Annotated in this window: 22 protein-coding genes; 13 read left to right on the forward strand and 9 right to left on the reverse strand. The window is 68.9% G+C overall.

What is annotated here, in order from left to right; translation table 11 throughout:
- Nucleotides 1–47 precede the first annotated feature (47 nt).
- The 5 genes from EL266_RS07940 to EL266_RS07960 all read right to left on the reverse strand — a co-directional run bounded on the left by EL266_RS07940 (nucleotide 48) and on the right by EL266_RS07960 (nucleotide 1,885).
- Nucleotides 48–602, reverse strand: a complete 555-nt coding sequence (locus EL266_RS07940; RefSeq protein ID WP_051281355.1) for a GNAT family N-acetyltransferase — start codon at nucleotides 600–602, stop codon at nucleotides 48–50.
- An 89-nt stretch (nucleotides 603–691) separates the two neighbouring features.
- Complete coding sequence (locus EL266_RS07945) at nucleotides 692–967, reverse strand: hypothetical protein (protein ID WP_051281356.1); 276 nt, start codon at nucleotides 965–967, stop codon at nucleotides 692–694.
- A 4-nt stretch (nucleotides 968–971) separates the two neighbouring features.
- Complete coding sequence (locus EL266_RS07950) at nucleotides 972–1,376, reverse strand: hypothetical protein (protein WP_084501008.1); 405 nt, start codon at nucleotides 1,374–1,376, stop codon at nucleotides 972–974.
- On the reverse strand, nucleotides 1,373–1,645 hold the full coding sequence (locus tag EL266_RS07955) for a hypothetical protein (protein ID WP_084501010.1): 273 nt from the start codon (nucleotides 1,643–1,645) through the stop codon (nucleotides 1,373–1,375). Before EL266_RS07955 ends, EL266_RS07950 begins: the two co-directional genes overlap by 4 nt.
- Nucleotides 1,646–1,651: 6 nt before the next feature.
- Entirely contained in the window at nucleotides 1,652–1,885 is a 234-nt protein-coding gene (locus tag EL266_RS07960; protein ID WP_026427638.1) for a hypothetical protein, read from the reverse strand.
- Between the two features lie 202 nt (nucleotides 1,886–2,087).
- On the opposite strand from EL266_RS07960, the gene EL266_RS07965 reads away from it, so the two are divergent.
- The 4 genes from EL266_RS07965 (at nucleotide 2,088) to EL266_RS07980 (ending at nucleotide 4,999) form a co-directional block, all read left to right on the forward strand.
- Nucleotides 2,088–2,732, forward strand: coding sequence for a putative quinol monooxygenase (locus EL266_RS07965; protein WP_084501012.1), 645 nt, complete (start codon nucleotides 2,088–2,090; stop codon nucleotides 2,730–2,732).
- A 240-nt stretch (nucleotides 2,733–2,972) separates the two neighbouring features.
- Nucleotides 2,973–3,443 (forward strand): Lrp/AsnC family transcriptional regulator, encoded by a 471-nt coding sequence (locus tag EL266_RS07970; protein ID WP_026427639.1) that lies wholly within the window; start codon nucleotides 2,973–2,975, stop codon nucleotides 3,441–3,443.
- A 136-nt stretch (nucleotides 3,444–3,579) separates the two neighbouring features.
- Nucleotides 3,580–4,473 carry a hypothetical protein gene (locus EL266_RS07975; protein WP_232011989.1) on the forward strand — a complete coding sequence of 298 codons (894 nt, stop codon included), beginning with the start codon at nucleotides 3,580–3,582 and terminating at the stop codon, nucleotides 4,471–4,473.
- A 244-nt stretch (nucleotides 4,474–4,717) separates the two neighbouring features.
- Complete coding sequence (locus tag EL266_RS07980) at nucleotides 4,718–4,999, forward strand: DUF1540 domain-containing protein (protein WP_026427641.1); 282 nt, start codon at nucleotides 4,718–4,720, stop codon at nucleotides 4,997–4,999.
- A gap of 130 nt (nucleotides 5,000–5,129) precedes the next feature.
- Here the strand turns inward: EL266_RS07980 and EL266_RS13885 are convergent, their stop codons facing one another.
- Together EL266_RS13885 and deoD are read right to left on the reverse strand one after the other, a co-directional pair.
- Nucleotides 5,130–5,261, reverse strand: coding sequence for a hypothetical protein (locus EL266_RS13885; protein WP_269471437.1), 132 nt, complete (start codon nucleotides 5,259–5,261; stop codon nucleotides 5,130–5,132).
- Between the two features lie 81 nt (nucleotides 5,262–5,342).
- Nucleotides 5,343–6,065 carry a purine-nucleoside phosphorylase gene (gene deoD, locus EL266_RS07985; protein ID WP_026427642.1) on the reverse strand — a complete coding sequence of 241 codons (723 nt, stop codon included), beginning with the start codon at nucleotides 6,063–6,065 and terminating at the stop codon, nucleotides 5,343–5,345.
- Nucleotides 6,066–6,363: 298 nt separating this feature from the next.
- Here deoD and EL266_RS07990 point away from each other — a divergent pair, with 298 nt between their 5' ends.
- The 3 genes from EL266_RS07990 (at nucleotide 6,364) to EL266_RS13415 (ending at nucleotide 12,187) form a co-directional block, all read left to right on the forward strand.
- Complete coding sequence (locus EL266_RS07990) at nucleotides 6,364–7,947, forward strand: sodium-dependent transporter (RefSeq protein WP_026427643.1); 1,584 nt, start codon at nucleotides 6,364–6,366, stop codon at nucleotides 7,945–7,947.
- A 1-nt stretch (nucleotide 7,948) separates the two neighbouring features.
- On the forward strand, nucleotides 7,949–8,131 hold the full coding sequence (locus EL266_RS07995; protein WP_026427644.1) for a methionine/alanine import family NSS transporter small subunit: 183 nt from the start codon (nucleotides 7,949–7,951) through the stop codon (nucleotides 8,129–8,131).
- Between the two features lie 459 nt (nucleotides 8,132–8,590).
- A complete protein-coding gene (locus tag EL266_RS13415; RefSeq protein WP_026427645.1) occupies nucleotides 8,591–12,187 on the forward strand; it encodes a DUF5979 domain-containing protein in 3,597 nt (1,198 codons plus the stop codon).
- A gap of 217 nt (nucleotides 12,188–12,404) precedes the next feature.
- On the opposite strand, the gene EL266_RS08005 is transcribed toward EL266_RS13415, so the two are convergent.
- Entirely contained in the window at nucleotides 12,405–14,114 is a 1,710-nt protein-coding gene (locus EL266_RS08005; RefSeq protein WP_026427646.1) for a variant leucine-rich repeat-containing protein, read from the reverse strand.
- A 127-nt stretch (nucleotides 14,115–14,241) separates the two neighbouring features.
- Here EL266_RS08005 and EL266_RS08010 point away from each other — a divergent pair, with 127 nt between their 5' ends.
- The 5 genes from EL266_RS08010 to EL266_RS08030 all read left to right on the forward strand — a co-directional run bounded on the left by EL266_RS08010 (nucleotide 14,242) and on the right by EL266_RS08030 (nucleotide 19,053).
- Nucleotides 14,242–15,075 carry an HAD hydrolase family protein gene (locus EL266_RS08010; RefSeq protein WP_026427647.1) on the forward strand — a complete coding sequence of 278 codons (834 nt, stop codon included), beginning with the start codon at nucleotides 14,242–14,244 and terminating at the stop codon, nucleotides 15,073–15,075.
- On the forward strand, nucleotides 15,072–16,964 hold the full coding sequence (locus tag EL266_RS08015) for a metallophosphoesterase family protein (RefSeq protein ID WP_051281358.1): 1,893 nt from the start codon (nucleotides 15,072–15,074) through the stop codon (nucleotides 16,962–16,964). Before EL266_RS08010 ends, EL266_RS08015 begins: the two co-directional genes overlap by 4 nt.
- Nucleotides 16,965–17,107: 143 nt before the next feature.
- Nucleotides 17,108–17,836: a vitamin K epoxide reductase family protein gene (locus EL266_RS08020; RefSeq protein ID WP_026427648.1), complete on the forward strand. Its 729-nt coding sequence runs from the start codon at nucleotides 17,108–17,110 to the stop codon at nucleotides 17,834–17,836.
- A complete protein-coding gene (locus EL266_RS08025; RefSeq protein WP_051281359.1) occupies nucleotides 17,833–18,555 on the forward strand; it encodes a metal-dependent transcriptional regulator in 723 nt (240 codons plus the stop codon). The genes EL266_RS08020 and EL266_RS08025 overlap by 4 nt, the downstream gene beginning before the upstream one ends.
- A gap of 51 nt (nucleotides 18,556–18,606) precedes the next feature.
- Nucleotides 18,607–19,053 carry an HIT family protein gene (locus tag EL266_RS08030; protein ID WP_026427650.1) on the forward strand — a complete coding sequence of 149 codons (447 nt, stop codon included), beginning with the start codon at nucleotides 18,607–18,609 and terminating at the stop codon, nucleotides 19,051–19,053.
- Nucleotides 19,054–19,110: 57 nt separating this feature from the next.
- On the opposite strand, the gene nhaA is transcribed toward EL266_RS08030, so the two are convergent.
- Nucleotides 19,111–20,385: a Na+/H+ antiporter NhaA gene (gene nhaA, locus EL266_RS08035; RefSeq protein ID WP_051281360.1), complete on the reverse strand. Its 1,275-nt coding sequence runs from the start codon at nucleotides 20,383–20,385 to the stop codon at nucleotides 19,111–19,113.
- Nucleotides 20,386–20,695: 310 nt separating this feature from the next.
- Between nhaA and EL266_RS08040 the strand changes: the two genes are divergently transcribed.
- Nucleotides 20,696–23,680, forward strand: coding sequence for a leucine--tRNA ligase (locus EL266_RS08040; protein ID WP_026427651.1), 2,985 nt, complete (start codon nucleotides 20,696–20,698; stop codon nucleotides 23,678–23,680).
- Nucleotides 23,681–23,709: the final 29 nt, after the last annotated feature.

Raw genomic sequence — 23,709 nt, forward strand, 5'->3', positions numbered from 1 at the left:
GCGGACAGGGATGTCCACCGTCTGCTCCGCTCACGTGATGATGACGATCATGTCAGCACGTGAGGGCGGAACCGAGTGGCGATGAGGTGCTGGCGCGGTAGTTCGTCGTTGTCGGGCTCCATCTCCACCGGATCAGGGCCGATCGCGAATCCCACTCTTTCGAGCAGCCTCCACGAGCTCCGATTGGCGACGTTGACGGCGACCACCAGGCGCGTCGACGCAGTTTGAGCACGCCAGAGATCGCCGATGGCGAGTCGGAGCATCGCGTCGGCCACTCCGCGACCCAGGGCGTGCGGTTCTCCGATCAGATAGTCGAGGCTCCAATCGCCGTCGTGCACACCCACCCCTGCCTCGGTGAGTTCCTTGGCGTACTCGGGGTAGTCGCGAAGACGGTAGTAGAACACGAAGCCCACAGGAGTGCCGTCGAGCAAGGCGATGAAGTAGCTGGTAGGACCACCGGATGCGAGCTCACTGCCCACGTCCGCAAGGTCCGCGTCAAGGTCCTGCGACCAGAAGGGGCGCACGTGCTCGGCCCGGAACCAACGCTCCACCAGCGGCATATCAGCGAGAGTCGCGGATCGCAGGTTCACCTCGGCATGCATCTGGGTACGCTACCACTCTGGCTCGCTGTCGCCTCCTCCAGGTCAAGTCCCTGGAAGTGGTGTAGTGGTCCTTCGGGCGAGGGGTGGGGTTAGTCGTCGGGGAGGAAGATCGTCTTGAGCAGTTCGGCCGCGTCCGCTGGCTCACTCGTTTCTAGGGTCAGCTCGCCGGTGGAGTCCGGTAGCCGGAAGTCACGCCAGCGCACCCAGCGCGAGGGCCAGCCCTCGATGTTCGGGTCACGACCGAGCAAGTAGACGCCGAACTCCGGTTCGACGCTCCCGAGCAAGTTCTTGCGCAGCCCTCGACCTCGGATGCGCCGACCGTCGGGGAGCTCCACGACGCCCTGGCCCGCCTCCCAGATGCTCATCTGCTTAGCCCCTGACAGGGAGCGCCCGCAACGCAACGGCCTGGCTCGTAGCGAACAGGGCGATGTCGATCGCCACTGTCACGACGGCAAGCACGATCAGCAGCGTCGCGGCGGTCGCCGAGGCGAACCCGACCGCGATGGCGGCGACCAGATTGGCGACCATCACAAGGCGAAGCGCGGAGCGCAGTGGTAGACGTGCGAGCATCCACACAATGCCGCCCGCCCACACCACGACAGCGACACCGGCAGCAGCGATGAGCAGCGCGGGCAGCGCGACACCCTCGGCGATCCGCCCGGCGAACAGCGCCACCGCAGCACCCAGCACCGTGCAATAGGCGGCGTCGAGTCGGAGGCTCCACCGTCCGAACTTCTCACCGTTGATGCGTCGCATGATCGAGCCGCTCGTCATGTCGTCGCGCTGTAACGCTGTCGGGCGGCTTCGCCGCTGGTGCCAATCGCTTCTCCCACCTCGCGCCAAGACAGCCGCTGTTCGCGTGCAGCGCGCACCGCTTCGGCAAGCTCTTTCTCGGCGGCGTCGCGTCGCCACGCGGCGAGCTTGACCGCCATCGTGGGCGGGAGGGGTGCGTCCTGATCGCCGGGCTTCGGGTCATAGTTCTCGAAAGCGTCGGCAAACTCGTCGGCACGGGCCTTGATGTCTGCAATGGAGCGTCGAGTCATGGTGGTTCACCTCAGATACTTGGGTCGGGCCGGGCGCATGGCGTGAGCGATAGCGATGACACCGTGCCACTCGATCACACCGACTTCCACGAGGGTGCCGGTTTCATCGGGACCGATGAACATGGTCATCGAGTGGTTTTGCACAAAATGGCGGACAGGGAAACGGAGCGCATGGAGCATCGCCTCATCGGTGACGCCGTGCCGGTGGGCGCTGTCGAGGATGATCGGTTCCGCCTCCATGTCACAAGTTTACTTGTCGCAAGGGAACTTGCCAAGCGGTTCCGCCACCGCGTCTTCGCCCACACCGTGCCCCGGTGAACCCCGAAGTGACGCGCCAGCGCGTTCAGGCTCACGCCCTGCGCGCGGGCTGTTCGCATAGCGTCCACCCACCATCATCACTCTTACAGCGACGTTCGGATTCGAGTGGATAGACTGCGCCGCCATGAAACATGTGGTGCTGACAGGGACCCTGCGATGCGGGGACGACCATGCGGCGGAGGTCGTCAGCGAGCTCCTCGCCGAGCATGTCGACATCTCCCGCAGGGAGACCGGGTGCCTGCTGTTCGAGGTGACCCCCACCGCTGATCGGCTGGTGTGGGCGGTGCACGAGCGCTGGCGGTCTCGGGCCGATCTTGACAGGCACCGTCGTGGGCTGCGCGCGCGTGCCTGGGGCGAGCGCACACGCGGAATCGCGCGGGACTACCTCGTGTCCGACGTCGACGAGCCCGTTCCCTATTCGCTGGACTACGACTGGTTGTGGCAGCCTGCAGCGGTGCGCCGGCTGGTCGCCGAGATCAGTGCGCCGACGTCATCGCGAGACGAGACCGCCCGGGCACGGGCGCAGTACATCGCTCAGTGCGACACCGACGCCAACGGCGTGCTCGGCGCCGGGGGATGGGCGGTCGAGATCGGGCAGATGCGCGAGGATGGCGCAACCTGCGCGGTGACCGCCGTGATCACCTCCGGGGGAGAGGATGTCGCCGATGCGATCGGCGATGCCGCCGCTCGGCTGTGGGCCTCATTCACCGGCGTTCCCGGCTGCCAGATCGAGTGGATCCAGCGACCGGATGAGCCCGCTGCGCCGTAGGGCACGCCGGTTCCGGCCTCCGTCTTGCCCAAACCCCGCTCTCGCAGGATACTCGGACGATCGCGGCGGCCCCTTGATGCGGCAACGACATGCGTGAGGGTGACGACCGAGGCCGTCCAGGGACTGACGGCGTGAGCCGACCCCAATGCGGGTAGTGCAGACCGCAGACTATGCCGAGAAGATCCGGAAGTACTCAGAGGACCTAGCGTAACAGTTGGGTATAGTGCAAGAATTGTCTGCATGGACAGGATCGACCGCAATATTCTTCTCCTCCTCCAGGATGATGGGCGCCTGAGCGTCACACAGCTCGCCTCGCAGGTGGGCCTCAGCCTGTCCGCCTGCCACCGCCGCCTCAAGGATCTGGAGCGCATCGGGGCCATCCAGCGCTATGCGGCAGTGGTCGATCCCAGGGCGGTGGGCCTGGACTTCGAGGCGGTCATCCTGGTCACCATGGGGCGCACGGATGCGGCGACCATCAGGGACTTCGAGAATGCGGTCCAAACCGAGCCCTCCATCGTCTCGGCGCAGCGGCTCTTCGGCGAGCCCGACTACCTCCTGCGGGTCCTGGCCACAGATCTGGAGGACTATCAGCGCCTCCACGACTCGATCTACTCCACCCTGCCCGGGGTGCAGTCCCTGAGGTCGACCATCGTCGTCAAGCGCATCGGGGGAGACGGGACCGTGCCACTCCTGACTGGTGAGACCCCCTGAGAGGAGGCGACCGCCCCTCTGCGACTCTGTGACGTGGACACGCCTTGGCCAGGCGGTCTACTGAGGGTAGCCTCACCTTGAACGGCCGCCCTGGCGGTCCGGGACCGATCGAAGGACCGCAGAAAGGCATCGAGGAGTGAGCTCATCACGCATCGGAGGCGAACAGCGCTCCGGCATCGCTCTGCAGGCCCGCCGCACGGCGCGCAGGCTCCTGTCCGGCGCCGGCAGCGCGGCAGTGACCGCCTATCGCGTCGACCCCGCCGCACCCGCGGCCTTCGTCGCCCATGCGCTGTGCCAGGACGGTCGCATCCTCATCGCCGCGTGCCCCGCGCCGGGGGAGCCCCTTGCCATCGCCCCCGCAGGCCTGCCGGTGGAGGTCCGCATGGACATCACGCTGGATGCCGCTGAGCCCGGCGTGCGCATCACCGCGGCCACCGCTCACCTGTTGGGCACCCTCACCTGGATCGATGAGGCCGACACCGCCCTCGCCCTGGCCTCCGCCCGCACGCCCGCCTGCCACTGCGCCATCACCGGGGAGGATCCCATCGAGCGCATCGCCGATGTCTCAGGCTGGCCCGGTGGGCGGCTGGGTGTTCTCGTCGCTGATCGCGTCATGCTCCACTGCGTGACCGGGGTCTCCGGTCACGCCATTGGCGAGATCCTCGATCTCGACTCCGAGAGCCCCTCCGCGGATGCCTGGGGCTCACAGGAGGCTCTGGCCGCCCACGAGGCCGTCACCGCCGTCGGCCCACTGGGCCTGCAGGCCATCTGCGACGCCGTGCGTGACAGCGCCGTCCCGGGATGGGTCTGCTCGCGCCGACCGGCCGTCGGCGTCTGCGCCAGCCTGTGGGGCAGGACCCTGTGCGTGGACGTCGATGCCCATGGCACGACCCTCATGCACATCACCAGCGAGGAGGTCGTCACCCTGGTGGTCGCCTTCCCGCACGGACCCGTTGCGGCGGGTGAGGTCGGTCAGGTCCTGGAGGATCTGGCGGCCGAGCTCCTGCCTCAGCGCCTGACGCGCCCCTGAGGCACTGTCTTGCCAGGCCTGCCTTACCTGGCTGGAATAACGAAAGCCGATGGCATCGAAGGCGGGCGCTCGAAGCCGCCATTGAATTCGGGTGAAGCGCTCCCCGGTGCTCCGTAAAACCGCGTGATTGCAAGGATTCGAGAGACTGAATCGAGTAGGGCAGCCTGACCTTGGTTGTCGGTGGACGACGACGGATTTACGTTAATGGTGTCCGAATCGCCGACCGCTCGACAAGGAAGCAATCATGGCCACCGTCACTCAGATCAAGTCCTGCGCCACCACCGCCTGCGCCTTCAACCACGGCGGCTGCACGGCCTTCGCCATCACCGTGGGCGGGGATGCCGGCAGCCCCTCCTGCGACACCTTCATCAGCCTGGACGCCCGCGGCGGCCTGCCCGTGGCCGAGGGGCACGTCGGCGCCTGCCAGCGCCTGGAGTGCGTGCACAACACCGACCTCATGTGCTCGGCCGAGGCCGTGAGCGTCGGAGGTGACACCGCCTCCTGCCTGTCCTACGAGGCCCGCTGAGACCCACGTGCCGGGTCGAGCGCCCAGCCCGAGGACGGCGACCGACAACTGAGGGGCCCCGCGCCATGCGGAGCCCCTCGGCGCGTGTCCGCGCCGTCGGACGCCTCGACGGTCGCGCTCTGCCAGGGGGTCAGCCCGGTGGCGCGCTCTCCCAGCAGCGGGGCGGCCGCAGTGCCGCAGATGAGCCGGCCAGATCGATGACGGCCGTGGGTCCGCCCACCACGGTGATGGAGTGCTGCGTCGCACGTGCTGAGGTCGACATAGACGCATTCTGGCATTGCCGTCCAGCCCTGGGGCGGTGGTTGGGCGGCGAGAGGCGAGGCGATGGGAGAGAAGGCGGCAGTCAGCTGTGGGCGGCGGCCAGTGCCAGGCGCAGCGCCCCGGCGAAGCGGGTCTCCCGATCGGCCGCACTCATATCGCCGGAGTGATCCAGCAGATGATCGGAGACCGTCAGGACAGCCAGTGCCTGCTTGCCGAACTCCGCGGCCACGCCGTAGAGGGCGGCCGCCTCCATCTCCACGGCCAGCACGCCATGGGCGGCCAGGCGCTCCGTCTGCTGGTCAGGGGTGAAGTAGAAGTGGTCCCGGGAGATGATCGTGCCCACATGCACCGCCCCCTCCTGGTCGGCCCGGCCGGAGCAGGAGGCCTCCCAGGCCGCCCGGGCCAGATGGAAATCGGCCACCGCGGAGAAGTTGACCCCCGGGATGCGGGCCTGGTTCATGGAGGAGTCGGTGTGGGCGCCCGTGGCCAGGACGACGTCGCCCACGGCCACCTGCGGGGCGATGCCGCCCGCCGTGCCCACCCGGATGATCCGCTCAACCCCGAAGGTGGAGAACAGCTCGGTGGCGTAGATGGTGCAGGAGGGCTGACCCATGCCCGAGCCCATGACGCTCAGCGGCCTGCCGTCAACAGTGCCGGTGAAGCCGAGCATGCCGCGCACATCGGTGACCAGACGGGCGTCGTCTATGAGGGACTCGGCGATGCGCTGGGCACGCCTGGGGTCGCCGGGCATGAGGACAGCAGGGGCGAAGTCGCCGGGCTCGGCGGCAATATGCGCGGTGGCCATGGGGATCCTTTCGCAAAAAGGCGGTATCAGTGCCCCGGGGCAGGGCCTGCCGTCGCCAGTGTGACACAGGCGAGCACGCACGGCACCATCTCCCCACTGCTGATAGCGGCAATAGGCGCCGCGCGCATTACCGTCCGTATTCTGGACTCCAGGCGACAGACCGGGGCAACACCTCTAACGTTCTGTGGTCCGCGGCCATCAATGACGTGCGGACGGCGGATGGGGCCCTCCTGTCCGCCGCATCCCACCCACCCGGCGGTCCGATGATGGCCGATCGCCGAGACGAAGAAGGTCATCCATGACATCCAGCCCTGGAGCCGGTCAGGCCCAGCCAACACCCCAGGCGCCCAAGCGAGAGCAGTGGAGCGGTCAGGTCGGTTTCCTCATGGCCGCCATCGGCTCGGCGATCGGCCTGGGCAATATCTGGCGCTTCCCGGGGGTCGCCTACACCAATGGGGGCGGCGCCTTCATGATCCCCTACATCACCGCCCTGGTCTGCGTGGGCATCCCGGTGCTCTTCCTGGACTACGCCCTGGGCCACCGCTTCCGCGGCAGCGCACCGGCGGTCTTCCGCCGCGTGTCGACCAAGCTGGAGTGGCTGGGATGGTTCCAGGTCTTCATCTGCTTCTTCATCATGACCTACTACGCGGTGATCGTGGCCTGGGCGCTGCGCTACACGCTGTTCTCGGTCAACACCGCCTGGGGCGATAACGCCGCGGCCTTCTTCGGCTCCTACATCGAGCTGGCGGACCTGTCGACCTCCGGCACTCCCGCCTACTCGATCGTCCCCGTGGCCGGGGTGATCATCCCCCTGGTCATCGTGTGGGTCTTCGGGATCGTCACCATCGCCCGCGGCGTGTCCAATGGCGTGGAGAAGGCCAACCGCCTCTTCCTTCCCCTGCTGGTCATCATGTTCGTGGTCCTGGTGGGGCGAGCACTGCTCCTGCCCGGCGCGACCGACGGCCTCAACGCCCTGTTCACCCCGGACTGGTCGGCCCTGTCCGACCACCGCGTGTGGATGGCGGCCTTCGGGCAGATCTTCTTCTCCCTATCCGTGGGATTCGGCATCATGCTGACCTACGCCTCCTACCTCAAGCGCCGCTCCAACCTCGTGGGCACCGGCACGGTGGCCGCCTTCGCCAACTCCTCCTTCGAGATCCTCGCCGGGATCGGCGTCTTCTCCACACTGGGCTTCATGGCCCATGTTCAGGGCGTGGGCGTGGGCGATCTGGAGGACATCTCCGGGGTGGGCCTGTCCTTCACGACCTTCCCCACCGTCATCTCCCAGATGCCCGGTGGCCCCCTGTTCGGGGTGCTGTTCTTCGCCTCCTTCTCCATGGCGGGGCTGACCTCTTTCATCTCCATCATCCAGGTGGTGGCCGCCGCGGTCGCCGAGAAGCTCGATGTGGACATTCCCAGGGCGACGGTGATCGTCGGCGCGCCCGCGGCCCTGCTGTCCTTCATCCTGTTCGGGACCTCCTCGGGCCTCTACACCCTCGACGTCGTGGACGCCTTCATCAACAACATCGGCGTGGTGGGCTCGACCATCATCATGTGCCTGGCCGTGGGCGTCGCCGCCCGCCAGCTCAGGCCCCTCCAGCGCCACCTCAATCTGGTCTCCGAGTCCCGTGTGATCGGGGCCTGGTGGCGAGCGATCATCGCCATCGTCGTTCCCGCCCTCCTGGGGACGATGTTCGTTCAGACCTTCTGGTCCTACGCCACCGATGGCTACGCCTACTCCGGCGCCTTCGAGACGATCTTCGGCTGGGGGATGCTGCTCCTGGTGGCCGTGGTCACCGCGGTCGCCACCCTCATGCCCTGGAGGGTGCCTGTCGATGAGTTCACGCCCCTGGACCTCGATGCCCTCGAGGAGGTGAAGTGACATGACCGGATCCGCGATCGCCTTCCTGCTGGTGTCCATCGTCATCATCTGGGGCGGCCTGGCAGTGTCCGTGACCGCGCTGATCTCCCGGGGACGGCGCGAGGAGCGCGACGCCAAGAAGGCCGCCTCCCAGGCGGCCCACGCCCACCTGCGAGGCCAGACCACTGAGGACCAGGTGGACTGAGGCACGACGGGTCAGCAGGACGATACGAAGACCTCCGGGCAGGTGCGGGGCCATCAGGCATCCGCATCCATCCCGGAGGTCTTCGCGTCCCCGGGCCCACGTGACTCCCGCCCCGGCCGGCTGAGCGGTGCCCACGCGGTCCTTGGTGGGCGACGGCCCGGCGCGGGCAGGCGCATCGCCCTGGACGGCCCTGAGTGGGAGAGGCGATCGCCCGGAGGATTTCCCGCTGTGGAAAAAGGAAAAGAGCGTTGCGGTATGTGGAGGAAATATTAAGAAGGATCTCTGAGCGGTATCGGCGCCAGTCTCATTATCTCACTGAGATCATGTTTCCATCGCGATCATATAACGGTGACAAGAGTTATCGCCTGGTTGCTCACATTCACGACGAGATAATTTTCCCCTCTGTATGCTGGATGCATTGTTTGTGAATCAATCATCCCTACTGAAGAGGAAGTTCCCATGCTCACTCCCACCAGCCGCAGATGGGCGGAGTCCAGACGGGTTCCGCTGGCAGCCGCCCTCTTGGCGCTGCTGGCCCTGGCCCTGGGCGTCGTCACGCCCATCCAGGCCCATGCCGCCGTCAACCCCGGCATCGAGGTCACCGGTCTGACGCTCATCAAGTCCGACCGCGACGGCAATAACGCCTCCGGGGGGCTGACCAACCAGGATGTCGCCAAGCTCAGCTACAACTGGGATGCGACCAAGACCACCGTCAAGTCGGGGGACTCCTTCTCCATCAACCTGGGGACCTACTTCAAGAATCTCGAGTACCCCATCAGCGCCCCCATGCAGGTGACCTACAACGGTCAGCTGACCGAGATCGGCACCTGCGAGCTGAGCGAGAAGGAGGTCGTGTGCACCTTCTCCTCGAAGGTGGATGAGCTCAGGAATGCCGGGTTCACGGACTTCAAGGGCGCCGGCATGGGTCTGCTCCTCATCACCCAGACCACCACTGCCAGCTCGGTGGACATGACGGTCAACGGCTCCCAGACGGTGAGTGTCAAGCTCCCTGGCAGTGGAGGCATCTCCGGCGTCGCGCCGACTGTCTACACCCCCTTCAAGTTCACCAAGATGTCGTCAGTCATCAACTCCTCCTCCACCTCGATGATCTGGGAGGTCAATTTCGGCTCGGACTACATCAAGCAGGGGCTGGCCAACGGCTCCAGCCCCATCACGGTCGACGGCGCCACCCGCGACACCATCGTCATCACCGACACCCTGGGCGCCGGCATGACCTATGGCACCGACATGAGCAAGTGGTTCCTCATGGTGCGCAACAGCGCCGCCGAGCCCAACCTCGCCGGAGTCGCCGTCACCAACGCCGCCGGCACGGACCTCAACAACACCTACGGCGATTTCGACATGTCGGTCGATGTTGACGGACAGGTCGCCACCATCACGATCACCGGCCCCCTCGCCGCGAAGACGAACTACAAGATCTCCTACCCGGTGACCTTCACCTCCAAGAGCGGCAAGGCCACGGTTGGAGTGCAGTACGGCAACCAGGCCTCTCTCAACAACTCCGGCATCGAGGGCGAGTTCACGCGCAGCTACGCGGAGTCATTCAAGGTCACCGTGGAGATGGCCGCGGGCTTCGGGGGCTTCGAGGTCCTCAAGAGCCTCAAGGGCTCCGCCCTGGACTCCGTCGATGTGGCAAGCACCACTCTCGACGTCGCAGTCGACTACACCCTCCCCGGACCGGCCTCCGCCTACACGGGCTGGAGCGCCCCCGGAACGCTCAACGCCGATGGCATGAGCGGATCGACCACCATGAAGGTCCACATCGGCAAGACCAGCACCTTCCCGGCGACATTCCCCAAGGGCACCGTCGTCACCCTGTCCGAGGACACCGCCAGCGCCTCTCCCAAGCCCGAGGGCTATGCCTGGATGACCCCCGAGTTCACCGTGGGCAACCAGGCCACCAGCACCTTCACCATCGCCGACCAGACCTCCACCAAGGTCTCCCTGGTCAACATCGCCGAGCCGGCCGAGGAGCCGGGCACCTTCCAGGTCAAGAAGTCCGCCTCCGGTGCCGAGGGCGCCGGGACCAAGGACTACACCTTCTCCTACACCTGCTCCGATGGGCAGTCGGGGACCGTGATGGCCAAGGGTGACGGCGCAGCCGTCGCGGCGGACAAGACCTTCGCCCCGGGCACCACCTGCACCGTGACCGAGGATGCCTCCGCCGCCGCGATCGACGGATACACCCTGACCGCCCCCGAGGCGCAGACCGTGACGATCGGCGCCGCCACCGCCGAGGTGGCCACCGCCGAGTTCACCAACACCTACACGCGCGACATGGGCGCCTTCTCCATCGCCAAGTCGGTCCAGGGCGGTGAGGACGGCTTCGCCAAGAGCGCCTTCTCCTTCACCTACACCTGCACCGATGGCACTGAGGGCACCCTGTCGGTTCCCGGCGACGGCACGGCGGTGACCTCCCCGAGGCTCCCAGCGGGCGCCACCTGCACCGTGGCCGAGGACGCCGCCTCGGCCGCCAGAGCGGGCTACTCGGTGGCCTCCAGCCTGTCCCAGGACACGGTGACCATCGGCAAGGACGAGACCGTCGCCGTCACCGCCACGAACACCTACACCCGCGACACCAGCACCTTCACGGTCAAGAAGGCCGTCGAGGGCGACTACGCCCCCGCCGCCGGCGACTCGGTCAAGGTGACCTACACCTGCGACGACGCCGAGACCACCAGCGGCACCCTCGAGGTGCCCATGGACGGCACGGCCGTGGACGGCCCGGCCCTGCCCACCGGCACCTCCTGCACCCTGAGCGAGGACGCGGCCTCGGCCCATCGCGACGGCTTCTCCGTGACCACGGCCTACTCCTCGCCCACGGTGACCATCGTCAAGGACCAGGTCGCCGAGGCCACGGTGACCAACACCTACACCCGCCTGACCGGGGGCTTCTCGGTGTCCAAGACCGTCCAGGGCGACGGCGCCGCGCTGGCCGGGGACAAGGACTTCACCTTCACCTACACCTGCACCGACGCCGTGACCGGCAAGGCCACCGTCTCCGAGGAGCTCACGCTCAAGGCGGGCGAGACCAAGCACGTCGCCGACGTGCCCACCGGCTCATGCACGGTCACCGAGAAGGACGCCGCCATCGAGCGCGCCTCCTGGAACGGTGCTCTGAGCGTCAACGGGAAGGCCGTCGACGGCGCCAAGGCGACCTTCGACATCACCGGTCAGGACGCCGCCGCCGTGGCAGTGTCCGCGACGAACACCTACACCCTTGATCGCGGCACCTTCTCCGTGGCCAAGACCGTGGCCGGTGACGGGGCCGAGGAGCACCAGGGCAGGTCCTTCATCGTCGAGTACTCCTGCACCTCCGTGGAGGGGGACAGGGCCGGCGAGATCCAGGTCCCGGGCGACGGAAGCGCTGTGGGCTCGGGGATCCAGCTTCCCATCGGCGCCGAGTGCAGCGTGGCGGAGAGGGGCTCCTCGGCCCAGGTCGCGGGCTACGACGTCGCCATCCCTCAGGCCCAGACGGTGACGATCTCCAAGAAGGACGAGACCGCGGCCCTGTCCCTGACCAACACCTACACCCGCCACACGGGCACCTTCTCGGTGCTCAAGACGGTGACGGGCGCCCAGGTCGGTGACAAGGAGTTCTCCTTCGCCTACACCTGCACCGACGGCTCCGAAGGCGCGCTGTCCGTCAAGGCGGACGGTGAGGCAGTATCCGGCCCGGCGCTGCCCACCGGCACGCAGTGCACGATCACCGAGGACGCGGCCGCCGCCGAGCTGGAGGGCCACACCCTGGCCGCACCGCAGGCCCAGACGGTGACGATCTCGGACAAGGACGAGGTGGTGGCCACCACCTTCATCAACGCCTACGCCGAGAGCCCCGAGCCGCCGGCGCCCACGCCCGGTGAGTCCCCCACCCCTGGCGAGCCGACGCCGTCTGGTGAGCAGACGCCGCCTGCCACTGCCTCCGCCCCCGGGCCCTCCCTGGCCCGGACCGGCATCAGCGTGGGGCTGCCCATGGTGATGATCCTGGCCGCCATGATCGGTGGTGTGGCCCTGGTTCGACGCCGCAGGGGCTGAGCATCGACTCGGCGCTCGCTGAGCCCTGAGCGCCGATGTCCCCGCCGATGGCGACCAGGCGACTATCCGCGCAACCTCGACGAGGTTGCGCGGATAGTCGACCGGTGCGGCCTTGCGCGGCCTGATGGGGACGCGGAGGTGAGCCGTGCGCGCGTCACCGGCGCCACTGGCCGCCGGCGAGTCGGCCCCGCACGGGCAGGCTCTCTGCCTCAGCGTCCTATCCGAGCGGCGCATAGGCTTTGAGGCCGCCTGTTTCCGGGTCATAGGTGACCAGGAGCTCGGGAGAGACCTGGATGAGGACATCCTCGCCGGGCTTGACGTCGTAGAAGGCGATGAACCGGCCCTTCCGGCTGTCGTACAGACCCGTGAGGCAGGTGCTGCTCTCCTGGTCGGTACGGCCGTGGAAGGCGATGAGGCGCCCCTTGGGCGTCGTGGTGGCCGCGAAGGTGGTGAATGAGTCCTCACGATGAGTGGGGGCGGAGATCGTGTCGCCGTTGGTCAGAGTGACAGTGACCACCCGCTGTTGCTCCACCGTGGCGAAGGCCCTGCCGGAGAAGGCCTCCTGGGCGCCGACGCCCTGCGCCCACCGCTCCTGGAGCGTGGGGAAGGTGCCCTCGGGGATCACGGCGCGGGGCAGCTCGCGGGCATCGTCCAGGCTCAGCGGCCCTTCCCAGAGATGCCGCCCGGAGAAGTCATAGGCCGCGGCCCGGTCAGGGATGTCAGGGCTCGCGAAGCGCACGACGACGAACCATCCGTCCCGGCACGGCAGGGTCTCGATGGCCTCGACGTCATCGCTCCGCCCACCCCGGGGAGGGGCCAGGGCCATGGTGGCTCCATCGTCGAGGTTGACCACCGTGCTCCTCAGCGCGATGAGCCGCTGCCCGCCGTGCTGGACAACGGAGAGGCCATCCCCGGTTGAGGGAAGCAGCGTTGGGGAGGAACTCGACCCGGGAATCCAGATGCTCCAGCGGATCGTCCCCTCAAGGCTCCAGGCGGTGCAGGTCCCGGCGGCATCGCAACTGATGGCCACATCGTCGGCCACAACTACCGTGGTCCCGCTGCTCCAAGGCGCTGGACGCGTGCTGCCCGTGGCCAGGTCGATGAGCGTGGAGCCGTAGATGGCGGTGTTGTCGCCCCATGGCAGGAGGGGCAGATCCGTTGCCTCTGGGAGTTGGATGCGCCACGCCTCCTTGAGGCCATCCTTCGCGATCGGGGTATAGGCGCTCAGGGCCGCCCCCTTGAGCGCCAGGAGGTAGTCGCCGGCGACGACGATGGCATCGTGGTCGGTGCCGATGTTCTCCCCCCATACCCGCGCGGCGCCCCGCGCCCAGGCATCCGACAACGCTGACTCGTCAGCGCCCTGGGGCACGGCGCCGCCCGTGGACGGCGTGGACAGCAGGCCCTGCGGGACCGAGGGACCCGTCGTCGCGGTGGGTGACGCCGAGGCGGCGTTGAGCGCTCCCACCGTCAAGGAGACATCATCCCGGCCGGCCAGATGGACTCCCGCTGCCACGACGGCCAGGACGATCACGGCGCCGACCACCATTCGGCGGGGCGAACGGCGGTTGAGCGGTGGGGAGGGCGATTGACGGAGGGTGGGGGAGCGGAGGGTCGCGCTGATCCGCGTGGCCGTTGTCGCGGCATCGTTGGATGCGGGGCCCATGGGCTCGGCGGGCGACGAGGGCCGGCGCGCGGGCCGAGCCGAGGACGCGGGAGGCCGTGCGGCCAGTGCCGCGGCCACGCGTCGATCCGAGGAGGATCGGAGGCGCTCGACAACGTCCTCGGGCGTGGTGGGATTGGCCGCCAGCAGGTGGTGGAGGTCGTGGCGCAGCAAGGACAGCTGGCGCAGCTCAGCCTCGGGGGTGGCAGGATCGGCGGCGCGCTCGGCGGCGGAGAGACTCGGCGAGATGCCGTCATCCTGGGACATGTCTGGAGCATACGGCCCTGGAGCGCGTGTGCGGGGAGCAATGGCGCGAGCAGTGAGGGCACAGGGTCCGGCAGCGCCCAGCACGCCGTTGCGCGCTTTTCCAGGGCGGTGGGCGACAATGTCGGTCATGACTGAACCAGAACAGGCGAGTCCTGCCCCGGCCCTGGTCGCCTTCGATCTCGATGACACCCTGGCCCCCTCGAAGTCGGCGATGCCGCCCACCATGGCGACCGCCCTGGGCTCCCTGCTCGACGTCGTCCCGGTCTGCATCATCTCCGGGGGCCAGATCGCCCAGTTCCGCGACCAGGTTCTCGCGCACCTGGAGGCCGGGCCGCAGCAGTTGGCCCGCCTGCACCTCATGCCCACCTGCGGCACTCGCTACTACGTGCATGATGCTGCTGCCCCACAGCAGGATGGAGCTCCTGCCGGGTGGCGACTCGTCTACGCCAACGACCTGAGCCCCGAGCAGATCCAGGAGGGCTTCGCCGTCGTCGAGGCAGAGGCCAGGGCCCTGGGACTGTGGCAGGAGCGGACCTGGGGCCCGGCTCTGGAGAACCGCGGAAGCCAGATCACCTTCTCCGCCCTGGGCCAGGAGGCCCCTCTGGAGGCCAAGAAGGCCTGGGACCCCACCGGTGAGCGGAAGAGCGCCCTGCGGGATGCCGTCGCCGCCCGCCTGCCCGAGCTGGAGGTGCGATCGGGCGGCTCGACCAGCGTGGACATCACGCTCAAGGGCGTGGACAAGGCCTACGGCATGCGCAGGCTCTCCCAGGTCACCGGCATCGGCCTTGAGAGCATGCTCTTCATCGGGGACCGCTTGGACCCCGACGGCAACGACTACCCGGTCAAGGCGCTGGGCGTGCCCTGCCGGGCGGTCGCCGACTGGCAGGAGACCGTCGTCGTCGTTGACGAGCTGGCCAGGCGGATCCCCCAGCAGTCCACGGCCCGGGAGGCGGTTGGGTGAGGCCCTGGCAGGTCAGGACCGCCGCGGGCCGTGCACTCAGCGGCCTGTGGCTGTGGTGGCGCGGGCGCAGCCTGGGCTTCCGGCAGGCCGTGCGCACCCTGGCGCTGGTGGTCACCACCTCGCTCCTGTCAGCCCTCATCGGGCTGGCCACCGCCAGCGTCTCATCGCCCCTGGGCCCCCACGAGGCCACCTGGTCCACCACCCTGGACTCCAGGGTCACCCTCGACCTGGGGCCCTTGGGAATGGCCTCGATGGACTCGCCGGCCGGCCCTCTCGGCGTGGAGGTCGTCCTGGGGGAGATCCCCTCTGCCCCTGACCCCGCGGCCGCCGACTCGGCGAGTGTGGGGGAATCCCTGTCCTCCGACGTCGCCTCCTACATCTCCGTCATCAGCCATCCCGAGCTGACCATCGAGCGGGTTCAGCACGCCCTCATCCATGACGCGCTGCGCCGGGCCGGAGTCGTCGAGGCCCTCATCCTGTGCGCGATCACGGCGATCCGCATGGCCGGCTCCGGGCGCCTGCGCGATGTCCTGTGGCTGGGCGCGAGGCGAAGGCCGGCAGCCGTGATCGCCTCATCGGTGGTCGTGGCCACCGTCGCGGCCCTGCTCGTGCCCGCGCTGCGCCCCGATCCCGTGCGCGGGACGACGCTCCCGGCGCTGGAGGGCACGCCTTTGGCCCACGCGCGCCTGTCGGGCCGCATCGCCGATATCGCCACCGCCTACGGCCCGCGCGTCACCGAGTTCCTGGAGACCAATAAGACCTTCTACACCACGGCCGAGACCAATCTCCGCGTCGCCTGGGAGCGCTCGCAGGAACTGGGTGGGGCCGTGCATGTCAAGGCCGCGGACGGGCAGGTGGACGATGAGGCCCTGGCCCAGCAGGCCGCCATCGTCTCCGCCACGGCGCTGTCGGCCCTCGTGGCCGGCAGCGCCTCCCAGCCGGCGCCGGGCGACGGCGCCACCACAGCGCCCGCTGCGCCCACGGCGTCCACAGCGTCCACGGCGTCCACAGCCTCAGGAGGCCCGACCGCCGCGGCGAGTGCCTCCCCGCCTCTGACGGGCGCGGCCGCCGTTGCCTCACGCGCAGTCACCACAGCCGTCCTGTCCACCGATCTGCACTGCAACCTCGACGTCATCTCGCTCGCCGGGACCCTCAACGAGCTCTCCGGCTCAGACATTCACATGGACGACGGGGATCTGACCATGACCGGCTCGAACCCCGAGCAGGTCTGCGTCGACGCGCTGAGCAACGCGCTGCCCAAGGGGGTGGACAAGGTTGCCACGATCGGCAATCACGACTCGGACTCCACCGCGGCCCGCCTGCGCTCCCAGGGGTGGACCGTCACCGACGGCACCGTCCAGGCCGTCGGACCTCTGCGCATCCTGGGCGACGACGACCCGGACCGCACCACCGCCACCGGCAGTCGCTCTCGCAACGGGGAGAGCGCCGCGCAGGTCGGCCAGCGCCTGGCCTCGACCAGCTGCGGCAGCACGCGACCCGACCTGGTCCTCATCCACCAGCCCGCCACCTTCGAGCCCCTGCAGTCCTCGGGCTGCGCCCCCCTGCTCCTGGCCGGTCACGTCCACGCCGAGCGGGGGATGACGACGGTGCAGGGACCCAACGGCCCAGTCTCCGCCCTGATCTCGGGGGCCGGGAAGGGCGGCACCTCGCTGGGGGCGGTGACCGAGGACGCCTACCTGCACGTGATGTCATTCGACGCCGGCGGCGCGCTGGTGGCATGGCGAGTCATCATCCTCCACCCTGATTCCTCCGTGACCGTGGGGGCCTGGAGACCGGTTCCCCCGGCACAGCCCTCAGCGGCCGATGCCAGCCCCACCACCGGACCCAGCCAGTCGCCGACGCCGAGCAGCACCGGTGCCCAGAGGTGATACGACACCGGCCGACGTCGGCACCGTTCGCCTGCCGGCCCACATGGGGCACAATGAGCGCCGTGTCCAGCCAGGCACACGGACAGGGCCGGCTCGCAGCCGGCCCGGCCTGCCGATCCTCATCAGCAAGGAGACATCAGCAGATGACGCGAGTGCCCACCGAGGCCGAGATCGACGCCATGAGCGAGGAGGAGCTGGAGGAGTACCTGAGCCGCGCCTCCCAGCATGACAGCGCCATGTCCGAGCTCATCGGCCCCTCGGGACAGGAGCCGGAGGCCGGATGGCTGCAGCGCAGCGGAGCCCCCCGCTCCTACGGCCTGCTGCTCCTCATCTGCTCGGCGATCGGAGGGCTGGCCTGCTGGCAGCTCATCCGATCCCAGATCCAGCTCCTCAAAGAGCCCCTGGCCGATCTGACCTGCGATCTCAACCCCCTCGTCGCCTGTGGGGACACGCTCAACGTCTGGCAGGGAAACCTGCTGGGGGTGCCCAACTCCTTCGTCGGCGCGATGGCCTTCGCTGCGCTGGCGGCCATCGGGGCGCTGCTGCTGTCCGGTGTCCGCCTGCCCCGATGGATCTGGTGGGCGCTGAGCGCCGGCTGCGCGGGCGGCATCGCCTTCGTGGCCTGGTTCCTGACGATCTCCGTGGTGACCTTCGCCAAGCTGTGCCCCTACTGCATGGTGATCTGGGCGGTGACGATCCCCGTGGCCGTCAATACCTGGGCGTGGGCGGCCCTGGGCGGGCATCTCGGGCTGAGCCGGGAGGTGGCCGGGACTCTGGCGGGGCAGCGCTGGTGGATCACCGGACTGCTGTACCTCATGGTGGTTCTGGTGATCGTCGTCGCCTTCTGGAACCAGTGGATGGCGCTGCTGTGACACCCCCGGGCGCATCGGGTGCCGCTGGAGATCCTTCGGTGGCCGAGTCCACGGTGACCCAGGACTATCTCAAGGCCGTGTGGGCGGCCTGCGAGTGGGGCGGGGCCGGGGCCTCGATCACCGGGCTGGCCCGGCGCATGGAGGTGGCGGCCTCGACCGCCTCGGAGAACGTGGCCCGCCTGGTCGACGAGGGCCTGCTCATCCACGAGCCCTACAAGGCGGTCACCCTCTCCGAGGAGGGCAGGCGCAGGGCCATGGCCATCGTTCGCCGCCACCGCCTCCTGGAGACCTACCTGGTCACCCGCCTGGGCTTCGAATGGGACGAGGTCCATGTCGAGGCCGAGGAGCTGGAGCACGCCGTGTCCGACCGCCTCCTGGAGCGCCTGGACACGGTGCTGGGCCGGCCACTGCGCGACCCCCACGGGGACCCCATCCCCACCGCTGAGGGCGACCTGGTGGTCCCCGAGCTGGTGCCGGTGGAGTCCCTGCGGGTGGGGGCGCAGGGACTGGTGGGGCGGATCAAGGACGACTCCCAGACGCTGCGCCACCTGGCCCGTGCGGGGATCGCCCTGGACACCCGAGTGGAGCTCATTGAGAGGGGGACCATGGCCCCGGCCGAGCCCGAGGGCAAGCGCAGGCGAGCCAGTGCGGTGCGCCGCCTGGATGAGGGAGCGGTGCCCGCCGTCGTGCCCGACGGGACGGTGTGGATCCTGGCCTGATGCACTCGTGCACCGTGCCCGCAACCCGGGGCGGCAGGGGATAATGGGGCCATGAGCACTGTTTTCACCAAGATCATCGCCGGCGAGATCCCCGGCCGATTCGTGTGGGCTGACGAGCAGGTGGTCGCCTTCGCCACCATCGAGCCGCATGCTCCCGGACACGTCATGGTGGTGCCCCGGGAGGCGATCGACTCCTACATCGACGCCCCCGATGAGCTGGTGGCGCATATGGCGGTGGTGGCCAAGCGCATCGGCGCCGCGCAGGTGCAGGTCTTCGGGGCGCCCAGGGCCGGGCTCATCGTGGCCGGCTTCGGCGTGGACCACCTCCACCTCCATGTCCTGCCCATCCGCAACGAGGCGGAGCTGGCCTTCGCCTCGGCGCGCCGTGACGTCCCCGGTGTGGAGCTCGATGAGGCCATGGAGCGTCTGCGCGCCGGCCTGCGCGAGCAGGGGTGGGCCTCCTTCGTCCCCGCGGACCTGAGCTCCGCGGCGCTTTAGGGGCCCCAGCCCTGGGGCCGGGCGGTGGAGGGCAGTGGCCGGCCCCAGGGCACGAGCTCAGTGGCGGGGGCGCATGACGTGGCCGCGGGTGGAGGGCTGACCCCTGCGCGGCTGGCGCACCCGGTGCTGGACCAGCCCCGCCCCCAGGATCGTCGAGATCGCCGTTCCCAGAATGACCGCCGCCCGGGCGTGGTCGGTCAGAGGGCCATCGCCGAAGGCCAGTCCGGCGATGAGCAGCGAGACCGTGAAGCCGATGCCGGCGATGGCCGACAGCGCCAGGATGTCGGCATTGTCGATGCCGTGGCCCAGGTGCAGGCGGGTGAACCGGGTCAGGAGCACCACAGAGCCCCAGATGCCCAGGATCTTGCCCAGGGGCAGGCCCAGGTAGATGCCCATGGACACCGGGTCGGTGATGACCTGCCCGAAGCCCCCGCCGTCGACGATGCTGACCCCGGCGGCGAACAGGGCGAAGATCGGCAGGGCCAGCCCCGCGCTCCACGGGTGGGCGGCATGGGCGAAGCGCGCCGTCATGCCGGTCGGCTCGGTGCGGGTGGGCTTGGCGGGCACGACCATGCCCAGCAGCACGCCGGCGATGGTGGCGTGCACGCCCGAGGAGTGCATGAGCCACCAGGCCATGACGCCCAGCGGGATGAGCACGTACCACCGGGTGAAGCCCTTGCGCACCAGGAGGGCGAAGACCACCACCACGGCCAGGGCGCCCACAAGCGCCAGCGGGTGGAAGCCATGGGAGTAGAACAGGGCGATGACGATGATCGCCAGGAGGTCGTCGACCACGGCCAGGGTCAGCAGGAAGGTGCGGGCCGCGGGGGGCAGGCCACGGCCGAAGATCGACAGCACCGCCACGGCGAAGGCGATATCAGTGGCCGTGGGCACCGCCCAGCCATGGAGGTGCCCGGAGCCCGAGGCCAGTTGGATGCCCACGTAGACCAGGGCGGGGCCCACCATGCCGAAGACGGCGGCCAGCATCGGCAGGGCCGCCTCCTTGACATCCCGCAGGGAGCCGACGACGAACTCCTGCTTGAGCTCCAGGCCCACGACGAAGAAGAAGATCGCCAGGAGGCCGTCCGCCGCCCACGTCGCCACCGACAGGTCCAGATGAAGGGAGTGGGGGCCGATGACAGTGCTCGAGATCGCCTCATAGCTCCCGCGCAGGGGCGAGTTGGCCCAGATGAGCGCCACAACGGCGGCCGTCACCATGAGCAGGCCCGAGAACACCTCGGACTCGAGCCTGTGGGTCACTCGCTCCAGGAGCGCGCCGATGGCTCCCGTCCGTGAGCTCGAACTGCGTGAGTGGGGGGAGTTCGGGTTCATGCATCCTCTTCTCAGGGGTGTGCCCGGGTGCGGGATTCCGGCCCACATGCGGTTGCCACGGGTTATCCGGAGGATCAGGCTACCCGATGAGTGTTTCGTGCTCTGGTGCTGCTGGCCGACGGCGGACGGGACGTGATGGGCCTCAAATCCCGTCCGGGCAGGTGGCGGACCGGTGCGCGGCCGCCAGGATATAGGCTGTGCCCTGGTACAGGGCGGATCGGGCGAGTTCTCGCGCATAACGGCCTCGGCCATAGCGCCGGTGGTCCCGGTCCGCCGCAGTCTCATGGACACGGAAGAGAGCGCCGCGAGGATGACGGACCACAGTCAGGCCGCCCAGGCCGCCGAGGCGGAAGCCACCCCCTACCGCTACACGGCGGCCCTGGCAGACTCCATCGAGACCGCCTGGCAGGATCGGTGGGAGGCGGACGGCGTCTTCCACAGCGACAACCCCGTGGGGGACCTGGCCGGCCCCGGGGCTCAGCGGGAGAGGTTCTTCCTGCTGGACATGTTCCCCTACCCCTCGGGCAAGGGGCTGCACGTGGGCCATCCGCTGGGCTATATCGCCACCGATGTGGTGGCCCGCTTCACCCGCATGACCGGCAAGAACGTCCTGTACACGATGGGCTATGACGCCTTCGGCCTGCCGGCCGAGCAGTACGCCGTCCAGACCGGCCAGCACCCGCGCATCTCCACCGAGGCCAACATCGCCAATATGCGCCGCCAGCTGCGCCGCCTGGGGCTCAGCCACGACCCGCGTCGCTCCCTGGCCACGATCGACCTGGACTATGTGCGCTGGACGCAGTGGATCTTCCTGCAGATCTTCAACTCATGGTTCGACCCCACGGCTCCGCGCCGCGATGGGCGGGGACGGGGCGCGGCCCGTCCCGTGTCCGAGCTGCGCGACAAGCTCGCCAGCGGGGAGGTGGCCGTGCCCGATGGCCGCCCGTGGTCGGGCCTGAGCGCGGCTGAGCAGGCCGAGGTCATCGACTCCTTCCGCCTGGCCTATGTCTCCAGCGCCCCGGTCAACTGGTGCCCGGGCCTGGGAACGGTCCTGGCCAATGAGGAGGTCACCGCCGAGGGCCGCTCCGAGCGCGGCAACTACCCGGTCTTCAAGCGCAATCTGCGCCAGTGGATGATGCGCATCACCGCCTACGGGGATCGACTGGCCGAGGACCTGGACACGGTGGACTGGCCCGAGAAGGTCAAGCTCATGCAGCGCAACTGGATCGGCCGCTCCGAGGGCGCGGAGGTCTCCTTCGCCGTGCCCGGCGCCGCGGAGGCGGGCTCCGAGGTCGGCGAGCTCAGTGTCTACACCACGCGCCCCGACACGCTGTTCGGCGCCACCTTCATGGTGGTGGCCCCCGAGCACCCGATGCTGGGTGGCCTGGCCTCCTCCGCCTCGGTGCGCACGGAGGCTCAGATCGCTGCTGACGCGGAGGCGCTGAGCGTCCCGGCGTCCTGGCCCGAGGGCACGCGGGATGCCTGGACCGGCGGTCATGCCACCCCCGCTGAGGCGGTGGCCGCCTACCGGGCGCGTGCGGCGGCGGCCACCGAGGCCGAGCGCACCGATGAGGGCCGGGTCAAGACCGGGGTGTTCACCGGGTTCTTCGGCATCAACCCCGTCAACGGCAGCCGGGTGCCGATCTTCGTGGCCGACTACGTGCTCATGGGCTATGGGACCGGGGCCATCATGGCCGTGCCCTCCGGCGACCAGCGCGACTGGGACTTCGCCCGCGCCTACGAGCTCGACGTCGTCGCCACCATCCAGCCCCCTGAGGGCTTCAGCCTGGAGGAGGCCGCCTGGACGGGTGACGGCCTGGTCATCAACTCCGCCAATGAGGACCTGGACCTCAACGGGATGGGCAAGGACGAGGCCAAGGCCGCCATGATCGCCTGGCTGGAGGCCAAGGGGGTCGGGCGCGGCGCGGTGACCTACCGCCTGCGCGACTGGCTCTTCTCCCGCCAGCGCTACTGGGGCGAGCCCTTCCCGATCGTGTGGGACGAGGACGGCGGCGTCCACGCCCTGCCCGAGTCCATGCTGCCCGTCGAGCTGCCGGAGGTCACCGACTACTCGCCGCGCTCCTTCGATCCCGAGGATGCCGAGTCCTCCCCGGAGCCGCCCCTGGGCAAGGCCACCGAGTGGGTGGAGGTCGAGCTGGACCTGGGGGAGGGGCCCCGGACCTACTACCGGGAGACCAACACGATGCCCCAGTGGGCGGGCTCGTGCTGGTATGAGATGCGCTATGCCGACCCCAGCAATGACAGCGCGCTCATCGACCCCGCCAACGAGGCCTACTGGATGGGGCCGCGGCCCGAGGCCGGCAACACCTCCGGTGGGACCGACCTGTACGTGGGCGGCGTGGAGCACGCGGTGCTGCACCTGCTCTACTCGCGCTTCTGGCACAAGGTGCTCTTCGACCTGGGTGTGGTCTCCTCCTCCGAGCCCTACCATCGCCTGTTCAACCAGGGCTACGTGCAGGCCTACGCCTACACCGACGCCCGCGGCCAGTACGTGCCGGCCGATGAGGTCGTTGAGGTCACCGGTGAGGACGGCTCGCCCGCGTTCACCTGGAAGGGGGAGCCGGTCAAGCGCGAGTACGGCAAGATGGGCAAGTCCCTGAAGAACATCGTCACTCCCGATGAGATGTACGAGGCCTACGGGGCGGATACCTTCCGCGTCTACGAGATGTCCATGGGCCCCCTGGACGTGGATCGGCCCTGGGAGACACGGGCCGTGGTGGGCGCCCAGCGCTTCTTGCAGCGCCTGTGGCGCAATGCGGTGGATGAGGCCACAGGCGAGCTCACCGTGGTGGAGGAGGAGGCCGATGAGGCCACGCGCCGCCTGGTCGCCCGCACGATCGTGGGAGTGCGCGAGGACTACGAGGGCATGCGCCTGAACACGGCCATTGCCAAGCTCATCGTGCTCAACAACCACCTGACCGGTCTGGAGTCGGTGCCGCGCGAGGCGATCGAGGCCCTGGTGCTCATGACGGCGCCGGTGGCCCCCCATATCGCCGAGGAGCTGTGGAGCCGGCTGGGCCATGAGGCCTCCCTGGCGCACGAGCCCTTCCCACAGGTGACCGACGAGTCGCTGCTGCAGGCGGAGGAGGTCACCTGCGTGGTCCAGATCAAGGGCAAGGTGCGCGACCGCCTCCAGGTGGACCCGGGCATCTCCGCCGAGGAGCTGGAGCGGCTGGCCCTGGCCGCCCCCGGCGTGGTGCGCGCCCTGGACGGCAAGGGCGTGCGCAAGGTGATCGTCAAGGCCCCCAAGCTGGTCAGCATCGTCCCGGAGTGAATCCGCCGCGGCCCGCCCGTCGCATGCAC

The organism is Actinomyces slackii (genome assembly GCF_900637295.1).
Lineage (GTDB): Bacteria > Actinomycetota > Actinomycetes > Actinomycetales > Actinomycetaceae > Actinomyces > Actinomyces slackii.